At 70.4% G+C, this 23043-nt stretch carries 20 protein-coding genes and 4 pseudogenes; 12 read left to right on the forward strand and 12 right to left on the reverse strand.

Annotated features, from left to right (window positions below):
- Nucleotides 1–247: 247 nt before the first annotated feature.
- Nucleotides 248–925 carry a GntR family transcriptional regulator gene (locus tag AB0D04_RS26625; protein WP_362708006.1) on the reverse strand — a complete coding sequence of 226 codons (678 nt, stop codon included), beginning with the start codon at nucleotides 923–925 and terminating at the stop codon, nucleotides 248–250.
- A 190-nt stretch (nucleotides 926–1115) separates the two neighbouring features.
- On the opposite strand from AB0D04_RS26625, the gene AB0D04_RS26630 reads away from it, so the two are divergent.
- The 6 genes and pseudogenes from AB0D04_RS26630 to fdhD all read left to right on the forward strand — a co-directional run bounded on the left by AB0D04_RS26630 (nucleotide 1116) and on the right by fdhD (nucleotide 3019).
- Nucleotides 1116–1256, forward strand: a complete 141-nt coding sequence (locus AB0D04_RS26630; RefSeq protein ID WP_362708008.1) for a hypothetical protein — start codon at nucleotides 1116–1118, stop codon at nucleotides 1254–1256.
- Nucleotides 1231–1443 (forward strand): hypothetical protein, encoded by a 213-nt coding sequence (locus AB0D04_RS26635; RefSeq protein WP_362708011.1) that lies wholly within the window; start codon nucleotides 1231–1233, stop codon nucleotides 1441–1443. The genes AB0D04_RS26630 and AB0D04_RS26635 overlap by 26 nt, the downstream gene beginning before the upstream one ends.
- A gap of 29 nt (nucleotides 1444–1472) precedes the next feature.
- Nucleotides 1473–1610: pseudogene (locus AB0D04_RS26640) on the forward strand (FAD-dependent monooxygenase); the annotation flags it as partial.
- 22 nt (nucleotides 1611–1632) lie between these two features.
- Nucleotides 1633–1830 carry a hypothetical protein gene (locus tag AB0D04_RS26645; RefSeq protein WP_362708118.1) on the forward strand — a complete coding sequence of 66 codons (198 nt, stop codon included), beginning with the start codon at nucleotides 1633–1635 and terminating at the stop codon, nucleotides 1828–1830.
- A 123-nt stretch (nucleotides 1831–1953) separates the two neighbouring features.
- Nucleotides 1954–2127, forward strand: a pseudogene (locus tag AB0D04_RS26650) (Fe-S-binding domain-containing protein); the annotation flags it as partial.
- Between the two features lie 37 nt (nucleotides 2128–2164).
- Nucleotides 2165–3019 (forward strand): formate dehydrogenase accessory sulfurtransferase FdhD, encoded by an 855-nt coding sequence (gene fdhD, locus AB0D04_RS26655; protein WP_362708013.1) that lies wholly within the window; start codon nucleotides 2165–2167, stop codon nucleotides 3017–3019.
- Between the two features lie 19 nt (nucleotides 3020–3038).
- Here fdhD and AB0D04_RS26660 read toward each other — a convergent pair whose 3' ends face one another.
- Nucleotides 3039–3482 (reverse strand): MarR family winged helix-turn-helix transcriptional regulator, encoded by a 444-nt coding sequence (locus tag AB0D04_RS26660; protein ID WP_362708015.1) that lies wholly within the window; start codon nucleotides 3480–3482, stop codon nucleotides 3039–3041.
- Between the two features lie 164 nt (nucleotides 3483–3646).
- Between AB0D04_RS26660 and AB0D04_RS26665 the strand changes: the two genes are divergently transcribed.
- The 3 genes from AB0D04_RS26665 to AB0D04_RS26675 all read left to right on the forward strand — a co-directional run bounded on the left by AB0D04_RS26665 (nucleotide 3647) and on the right by AB0D04_RS26675 (nucleotide 7499).
- Nucleotides 3647–4588, forward strand: a complete 942-nt coding sequence (locus AB0D04_RS26665; RefSeq protein ID WP_362708017.1) for a zinc-binding dehydrogenase — start codon at nucleotides 3647–3649, stop codon at nucleotides 4586–4588.
- Nucleotides 4589–4853: 265 nt separating this feature from the next.
- Nucleotides 4854–6830 carry a sialidase family protein gene (locus AB0D04_RS26670; RefSeq protein ID WP_362708019.1) on the forward strand — a complete coding sequence of 659 codons (1977 nt, stop codon included), beginning with the start codon at nucleotides 4854–4856 and terminating at the stop codon, nucleotides 6828–6830.
- Between the two features lie 48 nt (nucleotides 6831–6878).
- Nucleotides 6879–7499, forward strand: a complete 621-nt coding sequence (locus AB0D04_RS26675) for an SMI1/KNR4 family protein (RefSeq protein ID WP_362708021.1) — start codon at nucleotides 6879–6881, stop codon at nucleotides 7497–7499.
- A 27-nt stretch (nucleotides 7500–7526) separates the two neighbouring features.
- Here AB0D04_RS26675 and AB0D04_RS26680 read toward each other — a convergent pair whose 3' ends face one another.
- Entirely contained in the window at nucleotides 7527–8606 is a 1080-nt protein-coding gene (locus AB0D04_RS26680; protein ID WP_362708024.1) for a bile acid:sodium symporter family protein, read from the reverse strand.
- Nucleotides 8607–8866: 260 nt separating this feature from the next.
- Here AB0D04_RS26680 and AB0D04_RS26685 point away from each other — a divergent pair, with 260 nt between their 5' ends.
- The 3 genes and pseudogenes from AB0D04_RS26685 to AB0D04_RS26695 all read left to right on the forward strand — a co-directional run.
- Nucleotides 8867–9730: a LysR substrate-binding domain-containing protein gene (locus AB0D04_RS26685; protein WP_362708026.1), complete on the forward strand. Its 864-nt coding sequence runs from the start codon at nucleotides 8867–8869 to the stop codon at nucleotides 9728–9730.
- Between the two features lie 234 nt (nucleotides 9731–9964).
- Nucleotides 9965–11791, forward strand: a complete 1827-nt coding sequence (locus AB0D04_RS26690; protein ID WP_362708029.1) for an AMP-binding protein — start codon at nucleotides 9965–9967, stop codon at nucleotides 11789–11791.
- A 222-nt stretch (nucleotides 11792–12013) separates the two neighbouring features.
- Nucleotides 12014–12952: pseudogene (locus AB0D04_RS26695) on the forward strand (IS110 family transposase); the annotation flags it as partial.
- A gap of 20 nt (nucleotides 12953–12972) precedes the next feature.
- On the opposite strand, the pseudogene AB0D04_RS26700 reads toward AB0D04_RS26695, so the two are convergent.
- The 9 genes and pseudogenes from AB0D04_RS26700 to tgmA form a co-directional block, all read right to left on the reverse strand.
- Nucleotides 12973–13331, reverse strand: a pseudogene (locus AB0D04_RS26700) (transposase); the annotation flags it as partial.
- A 97-nt stretch (nucleotides 13332–13428) separates the two neighbouring features.
- A complete protein-coding gene (locus tag AB0D04_RS26705) occupies nucleotides 13429–15639 on the reverse strand; it encodes a WD40 repeat domain-containing protein (RefSeq protein WP_362708032.1) in 2211 nt (736 codons plus the stop codon).
- A 497-nt stretch (nucleotides 15640–16136) separates the two neighbouring features.
- The gene (locus AB0D04_RS26710; protein WP_362708034.1) at nucleotides 16137–16757 is read right to left on the reverse strand and encodes a DDE-type integrase/transposase/recombinase; all 621 of its coding nucleotides are present in this window, start codon (nucleotides 16755–16757) and stop codon (nucleotides 16137–16139) included.
- A gap of 91 nt (nucleotides 16758–16848) precedes the next feature.
- Nucleotides 16849–17976, reverse strand: coding sequence for a tetratricopeptide repeat protein (locus tag AB0D04_RS26715; RefSeq protein WP_362708036.1), 1128 nt, complete (start codon nucleotides 17974–17976; stop codon nucleotides 16849–16851).
- Complete coding sequence (locus AB0D04_RS26720) at nucleotides 17973–19367, reverse strand: tetratricopeptide repeat protein (RefSeq protein ID WP_362708039.1); 1395 nt, start codon at nucleotides 19365–19367, stop codon at nucleotides 17973–17975. The genes AB0D04_RS26715 and AB0D04_RS26720 overlap by 4 nt, the downstream gene beginning before the upstream one ends.
- A 137-nt stretch (nucleotides 19368–19504) precedes the next feature.
- Complete coding sequence (locus AB0D04_RS26725) at nucleotides 19505–20263, reverse strand: hypothetical protein (RefSeq protein WP_362708041.1); 759 nt, start codon at nucleotides 20261–20263, stop codon at nucleotides 19505–19507.
- Nucleotides 20247–20633 (reverse strand): helix-turn-helix domain-containing protein, encoded by a 387-nt coding sequence (locus tag AB0D04_RS26730; protein ID WP_362708043.1) that lies wholly within the window; start codon nucleotides 20631–20633, stop codon nucleotides 20247–20249. Before AB0D04_RS26730 ends, AB0D04_RS26725 begins: the two co-directional genes overlap by 17 nt.
- A 465-nt stretch (nucleotides 20634–21098) precedes the next feature.
- Nucleotides 21099–22049, reverse strand: coding sequence for an ATP-grasp ribosomal peptide maturase (gene tgmB / locus AB0D04_RS26735; protein ID WP_362708045.1), 951 nt, complete (start codon nucleotides 22047–22049; stop codon nucleotides 21099–21101).
- A gap of 25 nt (nucleotides 22050–22074) precedes the next feature.
- Nucleotides 22075–22329: a putative ATP-grasp-modified RiPP gene (gene tgmA / locus AB0D04_RS26740; RefSeq protein ID WP_362708047.1), complete on the reverse strand. Its 255-nt coding sequence runs from the start codon at nucleotides 22327–22329 to the stop codon at nucleotides 22075–22077.
- Nucleotides 22330–23043 lie beyond the last annotated feature (714 nt).

Raw genomic sequence — 23043 nt, forward strand, 5'->3', positions numbered from 1 at the left:
GGCGACCGCGGCCGCCTCGGCCGCGGTCGGTGCTGTCCCCTCGCTCATGTACGTCTCGCCATTCGTGATCGGTGCGGTGGTGGTGTGGTGCGGTGATCCCGTGGTGCGGTGATCCGGTGCGTGGTCGCCCCGGTGCTGCGTACGTGATCAGGTGCACATTACCGGGGTGGGCGTACGGGGCCGGGCCGGTCTCGCGGATCGGAACGGAGGGCGTGCGCCGGGGCCGCTGCGCCTGCGCCGGCGCGCCTCAGGAACGCTCCCGCTCATGGTACGTACGGCGTGTGTGCTCGGTGTGCGCCCGCATCACCTCGGTGGCGCGCGACTCGTCCCGGTCGGCGATCGCGGCGATCAGCTGGCGGTGCTCGATCCACGACTGCTTGCCGCGCTGCCGGGCCACCGGCGTGTAGTACCAGCGCACCCGCCGTCCGACCTGCGCGGCAAGCTCCGCGAGCACCGCATTGCCGGCCAGCTCCATCACCTTCGCGTGGAATGCGGCATTGGTCGCCACCGCTTCGTCCACATCGTCGTCCGCCACCGCGCGCTCGCCCTGGGCGCACAGCTGCTCCAGCTCCGCGATACCCGCCAACCCGGCGTTCGCCGCCGCGAGCCGGGCGGCCTCGGCCTCCAGGAGCGTACGGACCGTCAGTAGCTGGTCCGCCTCCTCCTCGGTCGGCTCGTGCACAAAGGCGCCCTGCGCAGGGCGCAGATCGACCCAGCCGTCGGTGTTGAGCCGCTGCAGCGCCTCGCGGACGGGCTGCCGGGAGACCCCGAGATGACCGGCGAGCTCGCTCTCGACCAGATGCTGGCCCGGGCGCAGCGCGCGGGTGGTGATCAGTTCGAGCAGTGCTTCATAGACGCGCTCGCGCAGGGGACCGGGCCGTTCGAGCTTGGGCACGGCTCCCTGCGGTAGCCCTGTGGACAGCATCGAGTCCCCCTCCGGCGATTGGTTATCGTCTACAGTCTACCGAATGTGCCCCGTACCACACAGGACGGCCCGGTGACGTGCATCACCGGCCCGATCGCGTCGGCCGCCAACTGCTGTGGGGAGAAAGCCTGTTGGACCGGCCGACCGACCATCGGCCGCCGACGGGACGAGGGACAGGGGACGTGGCCGCATGCGGGGCAGCGGGGGCGGTTCGCGGGGCGCGGGCGGCATCCGGATGGACGGCGCCGAGATCGCCGTCGTCGGCGGCACCATCGCCGGCTGCGCCACGGCGCTCGCGCTGCCCGGTGGCGAGCCGGATCACCATCCATGAACGCACCGCAGGCCACCTCGCCGACCGCGGCGTCGGCCTCGCCGTCCACAATGCCCGCTCCGCCGAGCCGGCGGCCGCGGGCTGTCTGGACGCGGCGATGCCGTGGGCGCAGCTGACCACCCGGCGCCGGTACGTACGCGACGGGGCCGCGTACTGCCGCCCTACTGGGGCGGGCTGCTACGGCTGACGACTCCTCAGCAGCTGTTCATCCAGCCGATGTACGACTTCACGGCGCCGCGCTACACCGCCGGGCGGCTGGTGCTGGTGGGCGATGCGGCGACCGTCGCCCGTCCGCATACGGGTGCCGGCGCGGTCAAGGCACTGCAGGACGCGGCCGCCTTTGAGGCCGTACTGCGGGCCACGTCCGGGCGGCCGGATGCACTCGAGGCGTACGGCGCGGAGCGCGGAGCGGCCGGCCGGCCGGACGCTGGTCGAGCTGAGGCGGCGGCTGGGCCGGATGCTCGTCCAACAGACCCCGGACTGGCGGACGTTGGACCAGGCGGGGCTGGACGCGGCGTGGGCAGCGGCCGATGGTTCGGGGGCGTTCGGCGGGAGTGAGCTGACGGGACGATAGCCGCCCCCTCCCCCGCAGCCCTGGCCGCAACCCTTGCCATGGCCCTTGTCGCGGCTGGGCGAATACTGTAGACAATATTTTGTCGATGCTCGATGGCGAAGATGAGCAAACGTCGGACGTTGCACCGCGCAGGCGCCGACGACCACCGTGTGCGCGTACTGCGGCGTCGGCTGCAACCTCACCCGGCATGTGCAGGAGAATGAGATCGCCAAGGTCACCTCGCCGCACGACAGCCCGGTGACCCACGGCAACCTCTGCATCAAGGGCCGCTTCGGCCACCAGCACATACAGAACCGGGGCCGAGCACCACCGGTGAGGACGGGACTGATCGGACATGGGACGGGTTACCGAACGACGCCGCGTCATCCGGATCCGCGACGGTGCGGTGAGCACCCGCCCGGACACCCTCGTCGCCGAGGAGCCGCTGGAGATACGCCTGGGCGGCAAGCCGCTGGCGATCACCATGCGGACCCCTGGTGACGACTTCGCGCTGGCCGCGGGGTTCCTCGTCAGCGAGGGCGTGCTGGCGAGCGCCGATGACCTGGCGAACATCGTGTACTGCGCGGGGGCCACAGAGGACGGCTCGAATACGTACAACGTGGTGGATGTGCGGCTGGCTGCCGGCGTCCCCGTCCCCGAGATCACCCTGGAGCGCAATGTCTATACGACGTCCTCGTGCGGGCTGTGCGGCAAGGCCAGCCTGGACGCGGTGCGCACCCAGGCCCGCTGGGCGCTGGACACCTCCCCCGACACCCCGGTCCGTATCGAACCGGCGACGCTGACCGCCCTCCCCGACCGGCTCCGGGCCGCGCAGCGCGTCTTCGACCGCACCGGGGGTCTGCATGCGGCCGCGCTGTTCAGCACGGACGGGGAACTGCTCGACATCAGGGAGGACGTAGGACGTCATAACGCGGTCGACAAAATCGTCGGTCGCGCGGTGCAGCTAGGGCTGTTGCCGCTGTCTTCCTATGTGCTGATGGTCTCCGGGCGGGCGTCCTTCGAGCTGGCCCAGAAGGCGGTGATGGCGGGCATCCCGGTGCTCGCGGCGGTCTCCGCGCCGTCCTCGCTGGCCGTCGATCTGGCCGCCGAGACCGGGCTGACCCTCGTCGGGTTCCTGCGCGGCAACTCCATGAACGTGTACGCGGGCGAGCACCGCCTCGCCCTGCGCGCAGCGGCCGCCACGGGCTGAGGCCGCGCCCGCGGTTCCGCTACTCCGGCAGCGCGATCCGGGTCAGCAGGGCGATCAGCTGCTCACGCTCGGCCGGGGTCAGGGCCGCGGTCAGCTCCGCGTTGGCCGCGTCGCCGAGCTTTTGGGTACGGCGCAGCCGGCGCGCGCCGTCGGCGGAGATCTCGATGGCGTTCTTGCGCCGGTCCTTGGGGTCGGGGGTGCGGGTGACCAGCCCGTCCTTCTGCAGGTCGTTGACGATCGCGACCATGTCCTTGGGGTCGATGCCCAGTGTCCGGCCGAGTTCGGCCTGCGACACGGGGCCGAGCTCGGCGACCGCGGACAGTACGGCGTGGTGCATCATCCGCATGCCCTCGGCGGCGAGGGCGTCGGCGACCAGGCGGTGGCCGCGGGCGGCGGCGCGGCCCAGCAGCCAGCTGGGGAGCGCGCGGATGCGGGAGGGGGCGTAGGGGTGGTGGTCGGACATGGGGCCACCGTATCGGGACATCCGTGGGGTCCACCAACGAAAAGCCCATTCCAGAAACCATTGGCTCACCCAATGGTTTGTGGGCTATCGTTGGGACACCCAATGAATTCCGGCGGTGTGCGGGACACCCGTGCGCCGATCGACAGCCCCGGAGGTGCCGGCCCATGCGCCGAGTCCGATTCCATTCCTACGGCGGCCCCGACGTCCTGCGCGTCGAGGAGGCCGAGCCCCCGGTGCCCGGCCCCGGCGAGCTGCTGGTGCGGACCGAGGCGATCGGCGTCACGCTGCCGTGCGTGCGCCGGGTACGCGGGGACGGCAAGGGCGGTGGCGATCCCCTGCCGAGCATGCCCGGCGGCGAGATCGCCGGGGAGATCGTCGCCCTCGGCCCGGACGTCACCGATTTCACGGTGGGCGACCGCGTCACCTCGCTGACCTTCAAGGGCTCGTACACCGAACTCGCCCTCGCCCCCGCCACCCTGGCCAGGCGGATCCCCGACGGGGCGAGTGCCGTGCAGGCGGTCGCCCTGGTACGCGGTGGGCAGGTCGCGCTGGCCGCGCTCAGCACCGCCGCCCCGTCCGGCACCGAATCCGTGCTGATCACCGGGGCGGCCAGCGCCACCGGGCATCTCGCCGTCCAACTGGCCAAGCTCCAGGGGGTGCCGCGGGTGGTGGCCGCCGTCAGCTCCGCGGCCAAGGCGGAGTTCCTGTACGGGCTCGGGGCCGACGAGGTCGTGACGTACGACCAGGACTCCTGGGGCGAGCCGGTCGACATCGTGCTGGACGGCGTGGGCGGCGAGCTGCTGCCGCGGGCCCTGGCGGCGCTCGCCGAGGGCGGCCGGCTGATCTTCTTCAACTCCGGTGGCGGCACGGTCCCTGCGTATGAGCTGCTGGCGGGCTCGAAGACCGTCACCGGGCTGACGATGCGGCGCTTCGCCACCGTCCACCGGGAGCGGTACGAGCGGCACCACGCGCAGCTGTGGGAGCTGGCCGGATCCGGGCGGCTGCACGCCGCCGTCCATGCCGAACTGCCGCTGGCCGACGCCGCAAAGGCGCACGCGATCATCGAGGCGCGGGCCAATCTGGGCAAGGTGGTGCTGCGGCCATGAGGAGTGACGGGGAGGCGGCACAGACGCACCGCGCGGCCCGCCCGGCCCTTCCCGCACGCCCTGCGCACGCGACGCACTCGGCGCACTCGGCGCACTCGGCGCATTGCCTGCGGGCCGGGCGAGTGAAATCCGGGCCCCGCGCGGCGAACTGACGCAGGCTCCTTGTCGCGGTCCGCACGCGGCAGTAGCTTCCGTCGCGGATGCACATAGGACGTTGGATGTCCTGATGACCCGTCGCCGAACCCTCGAAAGGGCAGGCCGGACCATGACGTCAGTTCTCCGCGCACACCCCGTTCCCCGCAGCAGACCACGGCGGCGCCGCGCCGCGGCCGGTCTCGCCGCGCTGACCGCCGCAGTCCTCGCCCTCCTCCCGGTCACTCCCGCACAGGCCGCGCCGCTCCCGGCGCCGGGAGCGGCCGCCTCGGCCTCCGCCCCCGCGGACGGCTTCGACCAGCAGGTTCTCTTCAAGGCCGCCCAGGAACAGGGCTATTCCTGCTTCCGGATACCGGCCATCGTGCGGTCCACCAGCGGTACCCTCCTCGCCTTCGCGGAGGGCCGGGTGCACGACTGCGGCGACTCGGGCGACATCGACCTCGTCGTCAAGCGCTCCACCGACGGCGGCCGCACCTGGGGCCCGCTGCAGATCATCAACCACGGCGACGGCGACACCCACGGCAATCCGGCGCCGATCGTGGACCGCCGCACCGGCCGCATCCTGATCGCCGAGACCTACAACAAGGGCCGCACCGACGGCCTCAGCTGCGATGTGCCCTGCGACCGCATGCCGCACCTCCAGTACAGCGACGACGACGGCGCCACGTGGTCCGCACCCCGCGACCTGACCCCCACCATCCGCCCGCCCCAGTGGAACTCCTGGTACGCCACCGGGCCCGTCCACGGCCTTCAGCTCACCCGGGGCCGGCACGCGGGCCGACTGGTCTTCGGCGTCAACGCGGAGAGCTACGCACAGGGCAGGGTCACTGCCAACCACGCGGCCCTGGTGCACAGCGACGACGGCGGCCGCACCTGGAAGGCCGGTGCGCTGGACACCTGGCCGATCGCCACCGACGGAACGTTCCGTCAGAAGCCCTCCGAGGTGACGCTGCTGGAGCGCACCGACGGCTCGATCTACGTGAACGGCCGCGAACAGGACGGTACGGACCTGGGCCACCGCGATGCCGCCGTCAGCCGCGATGGCGGCGACTCCTTCGCCGCCCCGTTCCGCGCGATCCCCGACTTCTACTCCCCCATGGTGCAGGCCTCGGCGCTGCGTCTGCCCCGGTCCCGCGCCGCCGGCAGCGGTCGCACCCGTACCCTCTTCGCCGCGCCCGCCGACCCCGACCGGCGCCGGACGATGACCATCCGTTCCTCCTGGGACGAGGGCCGCACCTGGGAAGGCGTCGACCGGGGCGCACGGGTCACCACCGACTGGTCCGGCTACTCCGACATGGTCGCCGTCTCCCGCGACGTCACCGGCCTGCTCTACGAGGGCGGCAAGGTGGACGCCCGCGACGAGATCCGCTTCGTCCGCTTCACCGAGGACTGGCTCGGCCCGCGCCGCGCCCCCGACCCCACGACCCGCGACGACGCCCGCGGCGCCCGCCCGGCGCTCGTCCTGGGCGGCGCCCGGAACACCGACGGCGTCTTCGGCGACGCGCTGGCCTTCGACGGCCGGGACGACGCCGTACGCCTCCCCTACCGGGACTCGCTCCCCCTCGGCACCCACGACTTCACCTGCAGCCTCTTCTTCCGCTACGACGCCACCACCGGTGAACAGCCGATGCTCTGGATGGGAGGTGTGGGCAGCAGATCACCCCAGGTCGCGGTGAGCGCCGACCCCGCGCACGACCGGATCACCGCCCATCTGACCGCCGTCGACGGTGCCCGGCCTGCCGCCACCGCGCAGGTCGCGTCCCAGGGCGCGTACAACGACGGCCGCTGGCACCATCTCGCACTGCGCCGCAGCGGCGGACGGCTGCTGCTCACCGTGGATCTCACCGAGACCACGGGCGTCCCGGACGTCCCGGGATCGGTCAGCCGCGGCTCGGTCTTCGGCGTCCACCTCGGCCAAAAGCTCGACAGCCGCGCCCAGTTCACCGGGGCGCTGGACGAGGTACGCGTCTACCGGCGGGCGCTGACCGATGCGGAGCTGTCCGGCGTACGCACCTCCGACGCGTCCGCCACGGGGCCGCTGGTGCTGCGGCTGGCGCTCGATCAGGTGCGCGGCGGCGGGCGGGACTGAGCCCGCCGGCCCGAGCCCGTTGTCAGTGGGCGGTGCTACCACTGAGTCATGGCACTCGCACAGCCCGACCAGCCCGACCAGCCCAATCGGCCCGGTCAGCCCAATCAGCCCGATCAGCCCGGTCGGTTCCCCATCGATTCCCTCGAGGCGCTGCGTGCCGCCTTCGCGCCCGGCAGGGGTTCGCCCCCGCTGGGCCCGGCGGGGGTGCGCGCCTTCGAGACCGAGCACCGCCTCACGCTCCCCGAGCCGTACCGCACCTTCGTCGCGGAGATCGCCGACGGCTGCCGGGACGGCCCGCCGGACTACGGCCTGGTGCCTCTGGCCGCCCTCCCCGACTGCTGGCGCGGCGAGCCGGGCGACCGCTCCCTCGCCGCGCCGTTCCCGCTGACCGGGGCCTGGGTGTGGGAGGACGACCCACGGCCTGCCGAAGAGATCGATCCGCTGGTGGCCACCGTCTTCGACCACGGTTCGGTGGTGCTCGGGACGGACGGCTGCGGCATGTACTGGCATCTGATCGTCAGCGGCGAACACCGCGGCCACATCTGGCAGATATCCGGCGAGGGGGCCATCCCCTTCGGTGCGCCGTTCGGCCACACCACCGGGGAGCCGGGCTTCGCGGGCTGGGTACGGCACTGGGCGGCGGGCAAGCCCTGGTACGACGCTTCCTGAGGCGAGGGCAGGGCCGCCGGACACCCCCTAGCGCGGCGCACCGCTCACCACGGCGTCGGCACGCTCGGCGAGGGCCCCCTCGGCGCGGGGAGCGGCCTCGCGAGGCGCCGACTCGTCCGTGGCCGCCCGCGCTGCATACCGCTTCGCCAGTACCGCGCACACCATCAACTGCATCTGGTGGAACAGCATCAGGGGCAGCACCGCCAGCCCGGCCTGCGCGCCGAACAGCACACTGGCCATCGGCAGACCGGCCGCCAGGCTCTTCTTCGACCCGGCGAAGGTGATCGCGATCCGGTCCTCTCGGGGGAAGCCGAGTTTCTTGGCGCCGTACGAGGTGCCGGTCAGCATCAGCGCCAGCAGTACGGCCTCCACGCCCAGCAGGCACAGCAGGCGCAGCGGCGAGACCTGGTGCCAGATGCCCTGGACCATGCCGGCACTGAAGGCGGTGTAGACGACGAGCAGTATCGAGCCGCGGTCCACAGAGCGGAGAACCTTCTGGTGCCGGGTGAGGATCGGGCCGACCCATCGGCGCAGCAACTGCCCGACGGCGAACGGGAGCAGCAGCTGGCAGACGATGGAGAGCAGCGAGTCGGCCGAGAAGCCGCCGCCGCCGTCGCCGTCGCCGCCGGGCAGGATGAGTCCGGCCAGCAGCGGGGTGACGACGATGCCGACGATGCTGGAGAAGGATCCGGCGCAGATCGCCGCCGCCACATTGCCGCGGGCAAGGGAGGTGAAGGCGATGGAGGACTGGACCGTGGAGGGCACCAGGCACAGGAACAGCAGCCCGGTGTAGAGGGTCGGCGGCAGGACGAAGGGGACCAGCGCGCGGGCGGCCAGGCCGAGCAGCGGGAAGATCGCGAAGGTGCACACCAGCACGGTGAGATGGAGCCGCCAGTGGCGCAGCCCGGCCATCGCCTCCCGGGTGGAGAGCCGAACGCCGTAGAGGAAGAAGAGCAGCGCGATGGCTCCGGTGGAGGCGCCGTCCGCGACGCCGGCGGCCGGGCCGCTCGCGGGCAGCAGTGCCGCCAGGCCGACGGTCCCCACCAGAGCCAGGATGTAGCCGTCCACGGGCAGCCAGGAGGGCAGGGCGGACAAAGGGCGGCGCATGGTCTCTCTTCGGGTCGTTCTGCGGTGCGTGGGGGCGGTGCGTATGCGGCGCGTGGGAAGGCTCGGGCGGTGGCATGGGCGGTGCCCTCCCCAGCGTGCCGTTCCGGGCGGCAATCGGGAACCCCTCTTACCGTGGTGACTGCCATCATGAATCATGATGGACCGATCCCGAGGGACCGATCCCGGTGGACGGATCACGACGGACGAATCACGACGGACGCATCCGACCGAGCGACGGGAGCCGACGCACTATGAAGGCCATGTTCGATCCCGCACAGCTGCGCACCTTTCTCACCGTGGCGCAGACGCTGAGCTTCACCCAGGCCGCGCACCGCCTCGGGCTGCGGCAGTCGACGGTGAGCCAGCACGTACGGAAGCTGGAGGAGGCCGCCGGCCGGCGGCTGTTCGTCCGGGACACGCACGCCGTGGAGCTGACCGAGGACGGCGAGGCGATGCTCGGGTTCGCGCGCACGATTTTGGAGGCGAACGAGCGGGCCGCGAGCTTCTTCGCGGGGACGCGGCTGCGCGGCCGGCTGCGGTTCGGCGCCTCGGAGGACTTTGTGCTGACCAGGATGCCGGAGGTGCTCGAAGGGTTCCGGCGGGAGCATCCCGAGGTCGATCTGGAGCTGACGGTCGAGCTGTCGGAGACGCTGCACGAGCGGCTGGCGGCAGGCCGACTCGATCTCGTCCTGGCCAAGCGGGGCCCCAAGGAGTCACGCGGGCGGCTGGTCTGGCGCGACCGGCTGGTGTGGGTGGGCACCGAGCGGCTGCGGCTCGATCCCCAGCAGCCGGTTCCGCTGGTCGTCTATCCGCCGCCCGCGGTGACCCGCGCCCGCGCGCTGGAGGCGCTGGAGCGCCAGGGCCGCGAGTGGCGTATCGCCTGCACCAGCGGAAGCCTGAACGGTCTTATCGCCGCAACTCGGGCCGGACTGGGCGTTATGGCCCACACCATGGGCATGATCCCGCCAGGCCTAATCCGGATTCCGTCCCGCGCCGGACTGCCGGAGCTGGGCGGGGTGGACTTCGTCCTGCTCCACGGGGAGCGCTCACGCGCGGCGCAGGGCCCGGCCGAGGCGTTGGCCGACGCGATCCTGGCCGGCGGCGACCGGCTGCACATGCCATAGGCACAGGGGACACGGACGCCGCATGCAGAGATTTGGTGCAGAAACAGTCCCGGCATGGTGATAGTCCGGAGACGAATCGGCCGGATCATGTCCGCGCTTACCCGAAGTAACCCGAATTCTGACCTTGGCTATTTCCCGTGCACGCCCGTCCGGGCCGTGGTACGGCTCTCCCGGACATCGTCGCCTTGGGGTACGGTCTCGGCCCTGTGAGGAGCACCACGAAGGGCTGGGTCATTGCGCGAGTTCACCGTCCCCCCTTTGGCAACCGCACCGCAGGTTGGCGGGCTGGCGGATTCCGTCTACGACAATGCCGCTGCTGATCCCGGACGCGTGGCGCTGACACGCAAGGACCACGAAGGACACTGGCAGAACGTCAGCGCAGGTCAGTTCCGGGACGAGGTCATGGCGCTCGCCAAGGGCCTGCTGGCACAGGGCGTCCGTTTCGGCGACCGGGTCGGCATCATGTCGCGTACGCGCTATGAGTGGACCCTGTTCGACTTTGCGCTGTGGTCCGTCGGCGCCCAGTCCGTACCGCTGTATCCGACATCGTCGGCCGAGCAGGTCTTCTGGATGCTGTACAACGCCGACGTCACGGCCTGCCTGGTCGAGCACGAGGACCATGCGATGACCATCGGTTCGGTCATCGACCGGCTGCCGCATCTGCGCAAGTTGTGGCAGCTGGACGCCAACCCGGTGGCCGAGCTGACCGCGGCCGGTGCGCATATCGAGGACGATGTCGTGCACCGCCACCGGATGGCCGTCACGCCGGACGCCACCGCGACGATCATCTACACCTCGGGCACGACGGGCCGCCCCAAGGGCTGTGTGATCACGCACGCCAACTTCATGGCCGAGTCCGACAACATCGTGCTGCGCTATGAGCGGGTCTTCAAATCCAAGGCGGGCGAAGAGGCGGCCACGCTGCTCTTCCTCCCCCTCGCCCATGTCTTCGGGCGGATGGTGCAGGTCGCGGCCGTCCGCGGCCGGGTCAAGCTGGCCCACCAGCCCGAGCTAGCGGCCCGCGCGCTCCTGCCCGACCTGCAGACCTTCCGGCCGACGTTCATCCTCGCGGTGCCGTACATCTTCGAGAAGGTCTTCGCCGCGGCCCGGCGCAAGGCCGAGGCGGACGGCAAGGTCGGAGCGTTCGACAAGGCCGTCGAGATCGCGGTCCGCTATGCCGAGGCGCAGGAGAACAAGGCGTTCGGCACCGGCTCCGGGCCCAGCGCCGCGCTGCGGATGCAGCACCAGATCTTCGACAAGCTCGTCTACAGCAAGGTCCGGGACGCCATGGGCGGCCGGGTGCGGCACGCGATGTCGGGCGGCTCGGCGATGGAGCGCCGGCTCGGGCTGTTCTTCGCCGGCGCGGGAGTGATCATCTACGAGGGCTACGGCCTGACGGAGAGCACCGCCGCCTCCACCGCGAACCCGCCCGAGCGGACCCGCTTCGGCACCGTCGGCACGCCCGTGCCCGGCACAACCGTGCACATCGCGGAGGACGGCGAGATCTGGCTGTACGGCGGCCAGATCTTCCAGGGGTACCACAACGACCCCAAGGCAACCGATGCGGTGCTGCACGACGGCTGGTTCGCCACCGGTGACCTGGGCGCCGTGGACGAGGACGGCTATCTGACGATCACCGGCCGCAAGAAGGAAATCCTGGTCACCTCCGGCGGCAAGACGGTCTCGCCGGTGCCCCTGGAGGAGCGGGTGCGGGCGCATCCGCTGGTCGCGCAGTGCATCGTGGTCGGCAACGACCGGCCGTTCATCGCCGCCCTGGTGACGCTGGACCCGGAGGCGGTCGCCCACTGGCTCACCATGCGCGGCAAGCCGGAGATGCCGCCGGGCGACCTGGTGCGCGACCCGGACCTGGAGACCGAGATCCGGCGCGCGGTGGTCGCCGCCAACACTCTGGTCTCGCAGGCCGAGTCGATCCGTACGTTCCGGATACTGGCCAACCAGTTCAGCGAGGAGCACGGGCTGCTGACACCGTCGCTCAAGCTCAAGCGCAAGGCGATCGAGACGGCGTACGGGGCCGAGGTGGACGCGCTGTACCGGGCGTGACGGGACGGGCGGGCGCCGCTGCCTGCCGCCGCCGAAGCAGCGGATCCCGGCCACCGACCGCCGCAGTCGGCGTCGGCGGGCTCCGGTCGTCGACGCCACCTCCGACTGCGTGCAGGGCCTGCTCGCGCCGGCCGACGCCTTCTCGGCGGGCGTGTCTCCGGCGACAGGCGGGACGCCCGGGCGAGCCGAAATCACCCGATCCGGTACCCCTCGGCGGGAATGGTCCAGATGCGCCGGATCGCCGACCTCTACCCGGGCGAGGCCAAGACCGACGCTCGCGATGCCCAGGTCATCGCGGACGCCGCTCGGACCATGCCGCACACGCTGCGGGCCATCGAGCTCGCCGACGAGACCGTCGCCGAAATGGAGATGATCGTCGGGTTCGACGACGGCCTCGGCACCGAGTTGACGAGGACCAAGAACCGCCTGCGGGGCGTACTGACGCAGATCCACACCTCACTGGAGAAGGTCCTCGGCCCCCGCCTGGACCACCCCTCCGTGCTCACACTGCTCGAACGGTTCGGTTCCCCGGCCCAGATCAGGAAGGCGGGGCGGCGACGACTGGTCACGCTGCTGCGGCCCAAGGCACCGCGGATGGTTGAGCGCCTGGTCGACGACATCTTCGCCGCACTCGACGAGCAGACCGTTGTCGTTCCCGGCACGGATGCCGCGGCCCTGATCATCCCCAGCCTCGCCGCCTCCCTGGCTTCCGCCCTCGATCAGCGCAGGCTCCTCGCCGCGCGGATCGAGGAACTGCTGGAGGCCCACCCTCTTTCCCAGGTCCTGACCTCCATGCCCGGCATCGGGGTCAGGACCGCAGCCCGCATCCTCATCGACGTCGGCGACGGCACTGCCTTCCCCACAGCCGGGCATCTGGCCGCCGACGCCGGCCTCGCGCCGGTCACTCGCCGCTCCGGATCATCCATTCGCGGCGAGCAGCCCTCTCAGCGCGGCAACAAACAGCTCACACGCGGCTACTGCCTCGCCGCTTTCGCCTCGCTCCCGCAACCGGAATCACGCGCCTACTACGACAGGAAGCGCCGCGAAGGGAAACACCACGTCGCGGCCCTCATCGCACTCGCCCTACGACGCATCGACGTGCTCTTCGCCATGCTCCGAGACGGCACCTTCTACGAACCACCAATCACTACAGCAGCTTGACCCAACCCATAGGGGCACCGTTTCAGGGCCCGCATATTCACCGAGCCGATCGCACACCGGAACCAGTCCAACTCACCGCGGGAGCCGAGCTCGTCCAGCACCAAGCGGTGCAGCTTGGCCCACACTCTGGCCTTCGTCCACTCGGAGAAGCGGCGGTGGGCCCTCGCCCCGACGGCCCGAACGACGCTGACGGCAACTGCTGTCACGTGCAGCCTGACGTGGCCACGAACACGATCGCAGCCAGCACCTCCCGGTCACCATGTCGGCGTCGCCCACCACCCTGGGGTCGCGACGGCGCATCCGGCACCACCCGCTGGAACAGCTCCCACAGCTCGTCCGGTACCAGCCGCTCAACGATCCTCACCACGAGCAACGGCATACTCAAAAGACCAAATGAGATGACCTCTTGGTCCCATGGAGGTGCTCCGTGCGTAGCTGGGCGGAGCGCAACCGCTCCGCCCAGCTGCCCCGGTGAGTCACAGGCGGCTGAGTACGGCTATGTCACGGTCGAAGCCGACCACGAGCCGCCCGTCCGGGGCCACCGCGACCGCGAAGACCTTCCACGGGAACTGCAGCTCAGGGCCTACCTGCTGACCGCTCGCGAGATCCCACACCCGCACCGTCCCATCGTCGCCGCCGGTCACCACGTGGGGCCGACCATCGATCACTGCAGTGGCCATCGCTCCGACCTCGTAGTCGTGGCCGGCCAGCGGGTCACCGACGCGCTGCCCGGTGGCCAGGTCCCATAGCAGCACCGTCCCGCCGTTATCGCCGGTGACCGCGTGGGGGCGGCCGTCGATCACCGTCGTGACCGCCACTGTCACCCCGTGTTCGTGGCCGGTCAGCGGGTCGCCAATCTGCTTGCCGGTGGCCAGATTCCACAACCGCACCGACCCATCGATGATGTCGCCGCTGACCGCATGGAGCTGTTCGTCCATCATCAGCGTGGCCACCGCTTGCACGCCATGTGCATGGCCGGTCAGCGGGTCGCCAATCTGCTTGCCGGTGGTCAGGTCCCACAGCCGCACCGTGTTGTCACTGCCACCGGTCACTGCGTGGGGCCGACCGCCGATCGCTGTCGTGGCTATCACTCCCACCCCGTACTCGTGGCCTGGCAGCGGGTCACCGACGCGCCGACCGGTGGCCAGGTCCCACACCCGCACCGAACCGTCGATCCCGCCGGTCACCGCGTGGCGCGAGCCGTCGATCACCGTCGTGGCCAGTGCTTCCAGCCCGTACTCGTGATCGGTCTGCAGCTCGCTGACCTGCTGGCTGGTGGCCAAGTCCCACACCCGCACCGAACCGTCGCTGCCGCCCGTGACCGCATGGAGCCGACCGCCGATCACCGCTGTCGCCGCAATCCGCACCATGCCGTCGTGGCCGGTAAGCGGCCCACCGACGTGTCCATCGGCCGTGAAGTCCCACACCCGAACCGTCCCGTCACGGCCGGTGGAGACGGCGTGCGGGCGGCCGTCGATCACCACTGTGGCCACGGCGTTCACGCCGGTGTGGCCGGTCAGCGGCTCGCCCACTTGCCGGCCAGTGGTGAGGTCCCATACCCGCATGCTCGCGTCACTGCAGCCGGTAATGGCGTGGGGGCGTCCGTCGATGGTCAGCGTGGCCACCGCCATGGGCCGCACGCCGTTGCCAACGGTCAGCGGCTTGCCCACCCGCTGGCCCGCGGTGAGGTCCCACAGCCGCACCGTCCCATCGTCGCCGCCGGTCACCGCGTGGGGACGGCCGCCGATCGCCACTGTCGCCACCGCCCGCACCAGGTCTTTGTGGCCGGTCAGCGGCCCGCAGGTCTGCTTTCCGGTGACCGCGTCCCACGCGCCCACCGTCCCATCCTCGCCGCCGATGACGACGTGGGGTCGTTCACCGATCGCCACCACCGTGGCTACCGAGCCATGGCCCTCGTAGCTGGTCAGCGGCGTGCGGGTGGTCAGGTCCCACACCGTCACCGTCCGCTCCTGGCTGCCGCAGGTGACGACGTGGGGGCGGCCGTCGATCATCAGCGCGGCCAGCGCGTCCACCCCGTCCTCATGGCCGGTGTCCAGCTCACCGACCTGCTCGCCGGTGGTCAGATCCCATATGAGCACTATCTCGTCCCACGTAGCGGTGACGAGATGCAGCCGGCCTTCGATGTCCAGCGGGGCTACCGCCCTCACCCACTTGCCCTCGTCGTTCTCGTCGTTCTCGTCGTTCTCATCAATGGTCAGCGGCTCGCCCACCTGCTGGCCAGTGGTGAGGTCCCACAGCAGTACCTTCCCGTTCTCGCAGCCGGTGACGGCATGGGGCCGTTCGTCGATCACCAGCGTGGCGAGGGCGTCCACCGTGCCTTGGTGATCGGCGAGCGTTCGGCGCAGGCGGGGATCGAGCCGGGAGCCGGTGGCCCAGTCCGTCTTCCACTGAGCGGCGGGCTCCCCCGCGACGGGTGTCGCGGTGATCCGGGCCGACAGCTCCCGGTCCCCGTACCGCGCCGCGTCCAGCGCCAGTAGCTGCCGCCGTACTCCTGCGCTCACATCACGGTGGAAGTGCTGCGAAGCCCGGTACACCGCCGCCGTCAACCGCGCCGCAGGACTGGAACCACCGTCCAGCAGACCTCCGACTCGCTCCGGGTCTGCACTGATCAGCCACCCGAGATCGCCCAACTTCGTGTCGTCCATGGCTACTTCATCACTTGTCATGAGTGACACCGTAACCAGCGCCACTGACAAGAGAGCCGTCCTGCGACGCTCGCGCGCGGAACGGCCCTCCGGAGTGTCCCGAAGGAACTAAAAGACTCGCGACATCCGCCAGGGCAACACCAAGCACGGCAACTGGAAGGACGCCCTGGCCGGACTGCGCCCGAGAAGGAACTCGCCAACAGGTCGTCAAGCTCGTCGACGGGCTGACCACCGCGGAAGTCCCGGTCGCAAATGGCGTGGGAGCTGGTCCGGCACCAGCACCCGTCGACTGACCGATCCCCTTACCGACGACGGCGAGCCACAGCCCCCAGACGCACCAGGTCTGCCCAAGGCATGCCGCGTGCATTGACCCGAGCGAGGCGGAAGCGACCTGGTGCGCACGAGCAAGGTCGTGACGATCTCACTGGGGGAGGTTCGGCGGTGAAGTTCCCCCGTGCGCTTGGACACTCCATGTCTGTGCCGCGAGGGCGTGGCCTTGTTCGTGTCGCCGGCGTGTCTCAAGGGGGGGTGAGGTAGCCCCGCTCGGGGTGCTTGCGCAGGCGCCGGCGGTTATAGAAGGTCTCGATGAAGGAGAAGATCTCCGCTCGGGCGGTGGCCCGGTCGGGCCATATTCGGGTTCCGCTCTCTTCCTTCAGCACGGCAAAGAAACTCTCCGCTGCCGCGTTGTCGTCACAGGAGCCTGTCCGTCCCATGCTCTGCCGCATGTTCAACGTGCCTATTTCTCGGCGGAGTTCATCCGAGGTGTCTTGGCTGCCGCGGTCCGAGTGCGCGATGCAGCCAGGCTTTAGCCGGCCGCGGCCCGCTGTCATTCTCAGTGCGTCGACGACCAGGGTGGCGCGGTGGTGGTCGGCCATGGGGTAGCCGACGATTTCGCGGGTGGCCAGGTCTCGGCACCGTCTTCCCGCAGGAGTCGACCAGCGCGACTGCGTCCCGCCTGGACTCCGCCGAGTACCGCTTTGTGCAGTTACTTCCCACCTGGCACTGCTTTCCCTGGGCTCACACGTCCCAGTGTCCAGGTGTCCAGGTGTCCAAGCCGAGGGGAGAACTTCAAGGGGACTTCCTCGCGAACACGTGGATGGCAATGGGCTCGGGGCGGGGCGGGTGATTCCGCCGTTCACGGTGGGGATGTCACGAGCGAACAATCCGCGAGGGACAGCCGCTATGCACGTGCGGGACCGGAGTCCGGACCTCTGTGGCTCAGACCGTTCTTCAGCGGGTCTTTTTCCGGTCGAACCAGACCGTGGCGAACGTCGGCGCGAGCCCTGCCCAGAACAGCACCTGCGGCAACGGCCTTTCCGTCCAGGGGATTTCGGCGATCAGCAGGGCGCACACCATGGCCCAGGCCGCCTGGCCCAGCACGATACGGGCCCACAGGCGGCGGCGTATCAGTGACTGCACGTTGAGCCGGACGCCGGCGCGCCGCCGCCGGTAGCGCAGCAGGGCGCCGACGAGCCAGATGGCGGTCGTCACCACGAGGAACCACAGACGCTGGCCGAGTGGGACCGGCAACTCCCGCTGTACCTTGCCCTCGACGGCGAACAGGTCCATCCCCGACCCGGCGAAGCCGACACAGAGCAGGGCGAGCCACCGCACGCCGCGCAGCATGCGGTAGGTGGCCTGGTCGAGGCCGCGCTGCAGCTCGGTGGAGTCCGGTGCGGCGGCAAGCCCGGTGGCGTAGAGGTCGGCGGCTCGGGCGGCCTTGATGCCCGGGGCGTTGGCGGCCTTCTGAGTCTGCCGGGCCAGGGCCTCGGCGTGAGTGGGGTCGAGGCGGAGGATGGCGAGGTCGAACTGGTCGGCGAGGGTGGTGTTGCCCGACCAGTCGGCGATCCGCCCGGCGACTACGTGAGCGTAGACCTCCTCGGGGCCCAGCCGCAGCGCCTCCGTGGCCAGGTCGGACGCCTCGCGCAGGACGTGGCTGAGGTCATGGTTCCGGAGATCGGTGATGCCGGTTGTCTGAACGTATCGGAGCACCGAAGTACGGGACACGGCGTCGGCAAGCTTCGCATAGCCGTACCAGTGATGCGGGTCGACGCGGACCGCTTCGCGCACTACAGACTCGACCTCGAACCAATCTCTGCTGGGCACTTCGTGCAAGGCCTGACCGCGCAGGATGAGTGCGAAGTAGTCCTCGGGGTCGAGTTTGAGAGCCTCGTCCGCCGCCGCCAATGCCTGCTCCGGCTGCTGCGTGTTCAGATGGCAGTAGCCGATCTTGACCCAGGCGCGTAGGTCGTGAGGGTCTTCGGCAAGATGCTGCGACAGCAAGGCCCGGGCCTGTTCGTATCGATCGAAATCGATGAGGGCCTCGGCCTGTTCGACGGCCGGGTTCAGTTCGGTCACAGCTTCCGCTTCTTCTTCAGATAGGCCACCAGGTCGTCGTACATCCCGCCGTCGTTGGCGTACATCGCGACATTGCGGGCGGCCGCGAACCATGGCTCCGTCGAGGGCGCGATCTGCCCCGCCGCGGCCAGCAGGTCCTTCATCCCGATCAGGCGTACGGTCCCCGTACGGGCCGAGTCCAGCAACGCGTACTCGGCCGCGGCCTCGCACACATGGGCCAGATCGGCGCCGGACAGGCCGTCGGTGGCCTTGACGAGCTTGCCGAGGTCGACGTTCTCGATGGGCCGTTCCCGCAGGTGGTAGCGGAGAATCGCTTCCCGGGCCGGTCCGTCGGGCGGCAGCACCAGCAAAGTCCGGTCCAGCCGGCCGGGGCGGCGCAGGGCGATGTCCACGTCCCAGGGCACATTGGTGGCCGCGAGCACGAACACGCCCTCGTTCGCCGCCGCCTCGACGCCGTCCAGCTCGGTCAGCAACTGGTTGACGGTGTTACGCATACCCGCGCTCTGGGTGCGACTGCGCTTCCCGCCGAGCGCGTCCAGTTCGTCCAGGAAGACCACGCACGGAGCCTGGCGCCGGGCCGTTTGAAAGAGCTCGTGCATATTGCGCTCGGAGTTGCCGATCCACATGTCGAGCACGTCGTTGACCGACACGGACAGGAAGCTGGCCCCGAGTTCACCGGCGACGGCCCGCGCGATGAAGGTCTTGCCGCAGCCGGGCGGCCCGTACAGCAGCAGGCCGCCGCGCAAGCTCTTGCCGTACAGGCGGCGCAGCTCCGGATTGCGCAACGGCGCCAGAAAGGCGGCCTCCAGCCGCTCCTTGACCTCCTGCATACCGCCCACATCGGCGAGGCGGACGGCGCCGGGCCGCTCCACCTCCCAGGCGGCGGCGTCCCCGGGATCGCCGCTGCCGTCCACGGTGACCGGCGCCTGAACGAACCGGGGTGGCACGGCATCGCCGACCTGGTCTTCGGCTGCCTTCCAGTCGAAGCCCGGGCGCGAGGCGGGGGTCGGCGCCGGAGCGTGCCCGGCCGCGGGGTCCTGCGGCGGTTCTGCCGCAGAGGCCGGTGGCTGCTCCGGCACCGGGGCCGGTGATGGCACGGCGGCAGGGGCGGGAGCGGAAGATTGGCCGGGCACTGGTGCCTGCAGTGACGCGGGCGGAGCGGCTTCGCCGGGCGTGATTGCCGGGGTACCTGTCAGGGCTCGGACCATCAACTCGCGTGCCTGGACATCACCGGGCGCGTGCTGCAACGCCACGGAGACCTCCCCCACCGCGGCATCACCGTGCCCCGCAGCCAGCAGCAACTCGGCCAGGTGCAGCCGCAGGGGCACGTCATCGGGCGCCGCCGCAACGGCCGCACGCATGCTCTGTATAAGAGGGGAATCCGCCGACATAGCCCACACTTTACGGAGCCGACGCAGGTGACTCGTGGGGGCCCTCGATGTGTTCGTGAGGAAGTCACGCGGCCCGCCTACTGCAAGGACGGGAGTACGGGGGAGGTAATCACGCCCATCCCCCCGCCGGGCCACCGTCACCTCAGCCCAGCCCGCTCAGCCGGACTCCGCATCGCCGTGGCCTGGCCTGTATCACTGGTCCGGGCGGCAAGCACAGCGATCGCCTCCCGGGCGAAGGGGTCCAGCCGCAGCCGCAGCGGTGCCGCGGCCTCGGCCTCGACCAGGTGGGCGGCAGCCTGAGTGATGCGGCCCTGGCGGGCCTCCGTCGTGGCAGCGAACGTCAGCGGATGGGAACGGGCGGCCGGCGGCAGCACGGCCCGGTCCGCCGCGCGTGCGTGGTCAGCGGCCTCCTCGAAAGCACTGTCTTCAATGGCGACCGCGGCCCGGGCCACTGACAACCGCGCCTGAGTTTGCTCATCAGCAGCCTGCTGGTCGGCCACTGCCGGCAAGTCCTCGGCCTGGCGGCGACGTCCGGCCATCGCATGGGCGACAGCAGCCGGCGTCGGCAGGTCCGGGTGGTCTCCGGCATCCTGGGCGCGGGCCGCACGGGCCAGAGCGTACTCCGGCAGCACCAGGTCGATCAGCAGCCGCACCTCCTCGACGAGGACCGGCAGCGGCTCACGGGCTCCAGGGCGAGCCCGGTGCAGCAGCATCCAGGCCAGATCCTTGTAGCCGGTGCGCCTCAGCAGTCCGGCGGCGAGGACGTGCGCGTCCACCCGCAGCCGTACGGCCTCCTCTTGCTCGGTCGCCGAGGCAGTGGTGACCATCCAGTCCGTTGCCCCCACCAATTCCGGTAGCGCGAGCGCGAGGGCATGCTCATCACCGGCCTCTGCCACGGCCCGCGCTTCCGCGGTGCGGGCGTCCAGGTCGTCGATCGAAATGGCCGGCCCCCTGCTGCCGGGCGCCCGCGGCCAGCTGACGCCGCAGGTGGAAGGCGACCGCGCGCACCGTCGCGTGCTCGTCCCGACTCGGCGGGTAGGGCTGACCGGTCAGCTCGCTGATGTCCAGGCGTAGGGCAGTGGCCAACGTAGCCAGCAGACCGCGGCGGTCGCCCCAGTCCCGGCCCGTCTCCAGATCCGCCAGGACCGCAGCATCGAGTCGGGTACGGGCAGCGAGCGCGTCTCTGGTCACTCCCCGGCGCCGCCGCCAACTGGCCAGATGCGCTCCGATGGGGCCGCCGACCACGGCGTCGTCATGCTCGCGCATCACCAGATTGCTCGCATACCACTCGCCCGGACTCCGTGCTCTTCAGGACAACGCCCGCTCGTCTCCCTCAGCGGGACCCCGTGTTGAGCTCGCCTGCCCTTCGCGCGACACATTGGTCACACCAGCGAAGGCCGCGCGATCCGGCGGGTAAGGCATCTCGTCAGGCACGTATGGGCGGTCAGAGTGAGGGCCCCGGGCGAAGAACCGGCCCGGCCCCCCAAGAGCTAATGATCACGAGCCCTACGCAGTGAGTGTGCGTAACTGGTCCGGACACTGCTACACCGTCATTTCTCGCAAACATCCGACTGCTCATGGATCGTCATCCGCTGCCGCCACTCGTCGACAAACGCTCCGCCTGAAGGGTCAGCGCCCTGGAAACGGAACGTGACCGAGCCCGCTGCCGGCCTCCGAGGCCCGCGGACAGCGGACAGCGGACAGCGGACAGCGGACAGCGGACGGTTCGGTCTACCGGGCGGCGCCTTGTTGAAGGTGGTCGGCGAGTGCGGTGGCAATCGCCCGGCATGTCGGCTCATCGACGAAGGCCCACTGTCCGTTCGGATTGGTCTCCAGCCAGATCCACCGCCCGTCGTCACGCACAGCGAAGTCGAACGCTCCAAAGACGAGACCAAAGGCGTCGAGGTAGGCGCGGACGGCACTCCGCATGGCAGGGGGCGTCTCGACGGGTGAATACGTCAGGACGTTGTAGTCCTGACGCCAGTCGAGATGATCGCCGTCGATGTCGATGCGGGTGGCGAAGAGCTGATCGCCGACGGCGGCGAGTCGGACGTCCGCAACCTTGGGGACGCATGCCTGGAAGAGGTGAGGGCAGGCAGCCACGCCGTCGTCGATCTCACCGGGGTCGACGGTGCGTACCCAGATGGTCCGAGCGGGGGCACCGGCGCTGTCCGGGCTGACGTGCACCGCGTATACGGGCTTGTAGACGGCCGGGGCGTGCCGAGCAACAAAGCGTTTGGCCGCGTCGGGGTCGTTGGTGATGAGGGTGGGGGGCAGGTCGAGCCCGACGTGTGCGGCAGTGGCGAGCTGTGCGGGTTTGTACTCGGCATCGCGGTTGCGCCAGGGGTGGTTGATGTAGAGGGCGCCGGGGAGTGCGGCGAGGGTTCCGCCGTATCCGGCTCGGGCCTGGGAGTTGACGAAACGGGCCTCGGCGGATGCGGTCGCCGGTTGTGCACCGCCATATGGCGTGGGCCGGCGCCAGTAGACGGAGCGTACGGCTGACAGGTCGAGGTGGCGGCTAGGGGTGCGCAGCGGGCCGCTCGGGCCTTCGTTGTCGAAGTGGGCGGCCATGGCGGTTCCAGTGGTGAAATCGGTGCCCGGATCGAGCCGTACGACCGGGACTCCCCGGCCGTACAGCTCCTCCAGCACCAGATCCGAGGTGACGTCATCGAGCGAGGTCACGGCAAGGACTGGAGGGAATTCCACGTCAGTAGGTGCCCTGGTCGCCGTCGGACACGGTGTCGTCCGAGGAGACGTCAGGTGCGGTTCCCGACCGGGTGGCGGGTGCACCGCATCGGCCAGCACTCTGCGGGTCGATCTCCGCTGGCTTGCCCGTCGCGTCGAGATACCGAGCAGTCTGTGAGGTGGGGTCCAGCTCGGCAGTTACTTCGGGGAGCTCCTCTGCTGGCGAGGACGGGGCGAGTCGCGATAAGCCCCAGGGGGCGGTCGGGTTCTGGTCCATCGGGCAGATCCCTTCGGTTGTCAGTCCTTCCGGGGCCAGAGTCGCGATATCAGAACGGATGGCTCGCGGCCGCGGAATGCGCACCGCCAAAATGGGCGGGGCACGGCGAAGCTAGTGCCCTGGCGGAAGGCCAGCAAGGGAGCTTCTGGCCATCGCAGCCTGGGTCTCGTTCCTGGCCGGCGCCGGTGCCCAGGCCGTACTCGCCGGCCGTGCCGGTTCGGGTACCCCTGTCCCTTCGCGGATGGCACAGGGCCACGGCTTTCCGCACTTGGCTCAGCGGCATCCCTCGAGGGAACACACCGTGTCTGCCAGGGACTCATCCCGGCCCCGCAGGGACCATGGCCACGGAGAGGTGTCGCCAGTCGCTGGCTCGCCTACGCTGAAGATGGCGCGGGGCTGGCGAAGGGATCCATCCTCCGTGGGCCTGCGTACCTTCCTCACGGATGCCTGGTCGTGGCTGAACTACAAGCCCGCGATGGCCACCACGCTCGACGGCCGCCCGCACTGTTCTCCGCGGCCGCACGGCAGGCCCCGCCTGCTCCTGGGGGTGCGCCCGCTTCCGTGCCGCCACCGCGTCCGACGTCGGCCGACCGTAAGCCGGGAGCGGCGGGCGCTGAGATGGCGCGACGGCGTGGACTGATCCCGACAGCGTAACTCCACGCCCCGCTGGGCTGCTTGGGGACCACGCCCCTGTCTTCTCGTGGACCGCGCCAC

It is taken from the genome of Streptomyces sp. NPDC048483 (assembly GCF_040651455.1).
Classification (GTDB): domain Bacteria; phylum Actinomycetota; class Actinomycetes; order Streptomycetales; family Streptomycetaceae; genus Streptomyces.